We start from the raw sequence: 5201 nt of genomic DNA on the forward strand, positions 1-5201 counted from the left end.
GACGGCACATGCCATCACCAATACCGTCAGACCAAACGCCAGCGCAACACCGGCAAAACCAATACCTAATTCTGGAAACGCCGCGGCCAAAACCGCACTGCCACAACCGCCCAACACCAGCACGAAAGTGCCCAGCGTTTCAGCCACTAATCTTTTCATCTCTGTTCCCTCAAATAATTTAATGTTTTCGCGGCGGGATTATCGTTTTTGGCGATTAAAGCGCAACCGCTGAATGAGAGATTAGTGTGATTCTTAGGCAATTCCAGCGTATTTGAGACGGTTCTCGCGAGTGATAATGGGGATCACCAGAAAAGTCTGGATCGAAAGTGTGGCTGCCGTTGGGCTTAAATTATTGTTTAACAAATTTAACCAATAAAAAAGCCGGACCATGTCCGGCTTGATTCATCCTGCTAAAAATTTGCCTTAAGAACCAAAAAGATTCTTATGCAGCGCGCGTACCACTTCTTCCGCGTCTGGGGTTGGAACCAGGAAGCAAAGGTTATAACTGCTGGCACCGTAACAAATCATGCGCAGGTTAAACGGCTCGAGTGCGCCGAACACTTCTTTGCCGACGCCGCAGGCTTTTGACAGGTTGTTGCCGATGATCGCCACCAGCGCGAGGTTCTCTTCCACTTCCACACGGCACAGCGAAGAGAGCTCGGTCAACAGCGCCTGAGTCAGCAAGCTGTCGCCGGTGGTGGTTGAACCGGTGCTGTCCAGCGTCAGCGCCACACTCACTTCTGAGGTGGTCACCAGATCGACGGAGATGCTGTGGCGCGCCAGGATGTTAAACACCTCGGCAAGGAAGCCGTGTGCATGCAGCATATTCAGGCTGTGCAGCGTTACCAGCGTCTGCTTACGACGCAGCGCCAGCGCACGGAACAGCGGTGGATTTTTAGTTTCGTTGCAGACGCGCGTACCGCCTGCAGCCGGATCTTTGCTCGAACCGACAAATACCGGGATATCGCTGCGTACGGCGGGCAGTAAAGTCGCTGGATGCAGCACTTTGGCACCAAAGATCGCCATTTCCGCCGCTTCTTCGAAGGTAATTTCTTCAATGCGTTTAGCGGTGGACACCACGCGTGGATCGGTGGTGTAGATACCGGCCACATCGGTCCAGATATCAATACGTGCGGCCTGCAGCGCTTCGCCCAGCAGCGCAGCGGTATAGTCGCTGCCGCCACGACCGAGCGTGGTAGTGCGGCCTTTGATTTCGCTGCCGATAAAGCCCTGCGTCACCACCAGCGCTTCCGCAATGCGCGGCTGCAGCTGTGTTGCGGCCAGCTCTTTCAGCGTGGCCACTTCCGGTTCTGCGCGACCAAAACGATCGCTGGTGCGCATCACTTTACGCACGTCAAACCATTCGCTGTTAACCTGACGCTCGCGCAGAATCTCCACGAACAGCAGCGTCGACATCAGTTCCCCGTGGCTGACCAGCTCGTCGGTCAGCGCATGTGAGGTCGCCAGCGAGGTAGCTTCAGACAGCATGGTGATGTTTTCCAGCATGCGATCAATCTCATCGCGGATCACATCCGGCGATTGCAGACGATCGATGATGGCGTATTGAATACGGCGGATTTCATCCAGCAGGTAAGCGCGCTGCGCTTGTTCCTGGCCTTCAGCAAGGGAAACCAGCAGATTGGTGACGCCAGCGGAGGCAGATAGCACCACTAAACGCGTATTGGCATCCGACAGCACAACATCTGCGCTGCGGTTCATAGCATCAAAATCGGCAACGCTGGTGCCGCCAAATTTAGCCACGATAAGAGTTTGGGACATATTACGAACCCCGTGTCAGGTTATCTTTCTTCCGTTTTTGGGGCGGAAGACATAGTAGCAGCCTAGGCACAAGAGAAGAGCAGAATTGGGCAGACAAGATCAGTAGTAGACAAGTCACCAAAAGCGCTTCACCTTGCGAACCGTCCGACTGTGGACGATTCTGGTGACAACCCAGAGGATTCAGCCCCTGCAGCCGACAGTGCAACACCCCGCGTGTTGCCCCACCTCGGCGTCACACCCCCTGATGTGTTCTCTGCGGATACGGATCCTCAAACACACTGCCTGGGCGACGCGCCTCTTCTGGCTTACACCCGGAGGTGTAAGTAGCGCGCATAAATTACTGATTATTTTCCCCCCTGTCCATCCCTGCACTTTGAGGATTTCTCACTTTTACACTTCGGTAAACGCATCGTTGAACAAACGCGCCCGTCAACAGCGGCCTAAAGTAGTGTCCGAATCAGACAAAAGCGGCTTTTTTCTGATGCGGCACAGGGAATTCTCCTGGCGCAGCACCGACAATCGCTGCCGGATTTACCTGAAACAGTGCGGCCACGGTCACAAATTTTTTCCCTTAGCCAGTAACTGTGGTCATACTCATCCCCGTGCAAGAATGCTATGGATGCCGGGCCAGCAGGATGCCCCGGATGGAATGACGGTTCTTATTTCAACTAGAGTGTTGCCATGAAAAATATCAATCCGACACAAACCGCTGCCTGGAAAGCGCTGCAGCAGCATTTTGAACAGATGAAATCGGTGCAAATCGCCGACCTGTTTGAGCAAGATGCCGATCGTTTTGCGAAATTCTCTGCCACTTTCGATGACCAGATGCTGGTGGATTTCTCAAAAAACCGCATCACCGAAGAAACCCTCGAAAAATTACAGGCGCTGGCTAAAGAGACCGATCTGGCAGGCGCCATCAAATCGATGTTCTCTGGCGAGAAGATCAACCGCACCGAAGAGCGCGCAGTACTGCACGTTGCGCTGCGTAACCGCAGCAACACGCCAATTGTGGTGGACGGCAAAGATGTGATGCCGGAAGTCAACGCGGTGCTGGCGAAGATGAAAGGCTTCTCCGAGCGCATCATCAGCGGCGGCTGGAAAGGTTATACCGGTAAAGCCATTACTGACGTGGTGAACATCGGTATCGGCGGTTCAGACCTCGGCCCATTCATGGTGACCGAAGCGCTGCGTCCGTACAAAAACCACCTCAACATGCACTTCGTTTCTAACGTCGATGGCACGCACATCGCCGAAACGCTGAAAGATCTCAGCCCGGAAACCACGCTGTTCCTCGTGGCATCAAAAACCTTCACCACGCAAGAGACCATGACCAACGCCCACAGCGCGCGTGACTGGTTCCTGAAAACCGCTGGCGATCAGCAGCACGTGGCGAAGCACTTCGCTGCGCTGTCGACCAACGGTAAAGCGGTGGGTGAATTCGGTATCGATACCGACAACATGTTCGAGTTCTGGGATTGGGTTGGCGGCCGCTATTCACTGTGGTCAGCGATCGGCTTGTCGATCATTCTGTCCATCGGCTTTGAGAACTTTGAGCAGCTGCTGAGCGGTGCGCATGCGATGGATAAGCACTTCGCCAACACGCCTGCCGAGCAGAACCTGCCGGTGCTGCTGGCGCTGATCGGTATCTGGTACAACAACTTCTTTGGTGCCGAAACCGAAGCGATTCTGCCGTACGACCAGTACATGCATCGCTTTGCTGCTTACTTCCAGCAGGGCAACATGGAATCCAACGGTAAATACGTTGACCGCGAAGGCAATCCGGTGGATTACCAGACTGGCCCAATCATCTGGGGTGAGCCAGGCACCAACGGCCAGCACGCGTTTTACCAGCTGATTCATCAGGGTACCAAACTGATTCCATGCGACTTCATCGCACCGGCGCTGAGCCACAACGTGCTGACCGATCACCATCCGAAGCTGCTGTCGAACTTCTTCGCGCAGACCGAAGCGCTGGCGTTTGGTAAGTCACGCGATGTGGTAGAGAAAGAGTTTACTGATGCCGGTAAATCTGCCGAATCTGTTGCGCACATCGTGCCGTTCAAGGTGTTCGAAGGCAACCGCCCAACCAACTCCATCCTGCTGCGTGAAATCACCCCGTTCAGCCTCGGTTCATTGATTGCGCTGTATGAGCACAAGATCTTCACTCAGGGCGCGATTCTCAACATCTTCACCTTTGACCAATGGGGCGTTGAGTTGGGTAAACAGCTGGCAAACCGTATTCTGCCAGAGCTGGAAAATGAAGCTGAAATTAGCAGCCACGATAGCTCCACCAATGGCTTAATTAATCGCTATAAATCCTGGCGTTAATTTCACGGCTAATGTGAATAAGGCGGCGTAAATGCCGCCTTTTTTATGTCAAATAAGCCATCGCTCGCCTAAAGTTATTATTTACGGTCTTAAAAGAGGTTAGAAAATTCTTAAAATGCCGTAAGGAAATTCGTAATTCACCTCAATCTGACGCAGCTTACTCCGCTTTAAAATGGACCTAATTTAGCCCAACCTATAATTTATCCATCTGATAGATATATGATTTTTATTTAAGCCTTCTGAGCAAATTCCGATTATTCCCATTCCGTACCAATATTTAGTGCAAAAGTGAAAAATTCTGCCGGGAAATCACCAGGCATTCACTTATTCTACTAGCCCAAAAAAAGGCATTTAAAAAAAGCAGCTAACGCCAATTCGCCTTATTTATCACCAGAAACGCCCCTGGTTTGTATCCTCTTTTACTCATGCTGAACTCTGGTAATTTGTTGCCCTATACTGAACGCGCCCGAAATCTGGGTAAATCCTACATTCATTGATTCATATAAATGCAGGAAACGTTGTTATGAAAAAACTGATGGTTGCCGGTGCAGCCTTACTTTACGTTGCCGTTTCTTCCGCTGCGATTGCCGCGCCGGAAGAAGCTGGTGCTGCAGCAGGCGCGCAGGCGGGAGCAATCTCTTCCGGCGCGTCTACCGCTGTGGGTATCGGCGCGCTCGGTGCGTTAGTAGGACTCGGCATTGCTGCTTCTGGCGGCGGTGACGGTGCAAATACCGGTACAACAACAACCACCACAACGAGCACCACTCGTTGATGTAGCACCTTTAAGCATAACCACACATCCGTGTGGTTATTTTTTGCTTGGCTTATTTAGACAGGGATACACAGTGCGCCGACTCTCTTTGCTACTTCTTTGCCTGTTGTTGCAGGCCTGCACACAAACGCAAAAAGGCCTCGAACAAACCGTGATGCTGGCCGTCAACGGCCCGGATGATGTCACGGTCACCGACGAACAGGTTGCTAACCTGCCCTACGCCAGCCTCTATGCCCGCATCAATGAAGGTCCACGCATCTTCGTGGTGCTCGGTTACAACGAAAACGGCCAACAGAAGTGGATCACCCAGGATAAAGCGATG

5 protein-coding genes and 1 riboswitch are annotated in these 5201 nt (G+C 52.5%); of the genes, 3 read left to right on the top strand and 2 right to left on the bottom strand.

The genetic code is table 11. The features are described 5' to 3' along the window. The coding region (locus tag RTY00_RS19310) for an aquaporin (protein ID WP_409519150.1) at positions 1-159 on the bottom strand (159 nt) is incomplete at its 3' end. Positions 160-423: 264 nt separating this feature from the next. After that, complete coding sequence (gene lysC, locus RTY00_RS19315) at positions 424-1779, bottom strand: lysine-sensitive aspartokinase 3 (RefSeq protein ID WP_312665585.1); 1356 nt, start codon at positions 1777-1779, stop codon at positions 424-426. Positions 1780-1892: 113 nt separating this feature from the next. Continuing rightward, positions 1893-2087: riboswitch (Lysine riboswitch) on the bottom strand. 373 nt (positions 2088-2460) lie between these two features. Between lysC and pgi the strand changes: the two genes are divergently transcribed. The 3 genes from pgi to RTY00_RS19330 form a co-directional block, all read left to right on the top strand. Beyond that, the gene (gene pgi, locus RTY00_RS19320; RefSeq protein WP_312665586.1) at positions 2461-4107 is read left to right on the top strand and encodes a glucose-6-phosphate isomerase; all 1647 of its coding nucleotides are present in this window, start codon (positions 2461-2463) and stop codon (positions 4105-4107) included. Positions 4108-4630: 523 nt separating this feature from the next. Further along, positions 4631-4879, top strand: coding sequence for an exopolysaccharide production protein YjbE (gene yjbE, locus RTY00_RS19325; protein ID WP_101763117.1), 249 nt, complete (start codon positions 4631-4633; stop codon positions 4877-4879). Between the two features lie 73 nt (positions 4880-4952). Next, the coding region (locus tag RTY00_RS19330) for a YjbF family lipoprotein (RefSeq protein WP_312665587.1) at positions 4953-5201 on the top strand (249 nt) is incomplete at its 3' end.

The organism is Pantoea sp. CTOTU49201 (assembly GCF_032054795.1).
GTDB classification, from domain to species: Bacteria; Pseudomonadota; Gammaproteobacteria; order Enterobacterales; family Enterobacteriaceae; genus Pantoea; species Pantoea symbiotica.

Bases quoted from the DNA above. Each gene is read 5' to 3' on its own strand.
- lysC (WP_312665585.1), bottom strand. From the start codon at position 1,779: ATGTCCCAAACTCTTATCGTGGCTAAATTTGGCGGCACCAGCGTTGCC.
- pgi (WP_312665586.1), top strand. From the start codon at position 2,461: ATGAAAAATATCAATCCGACACAAACCGCTGCCTGGAAAGCGCTGCAG.
- yjbE (WP_101763117.1), top strand. From the start codon at position 4,631: ATGAAAAAACTGATGGTTGCCGGTGCAGCCTTACTTTACGTTGCCGTT.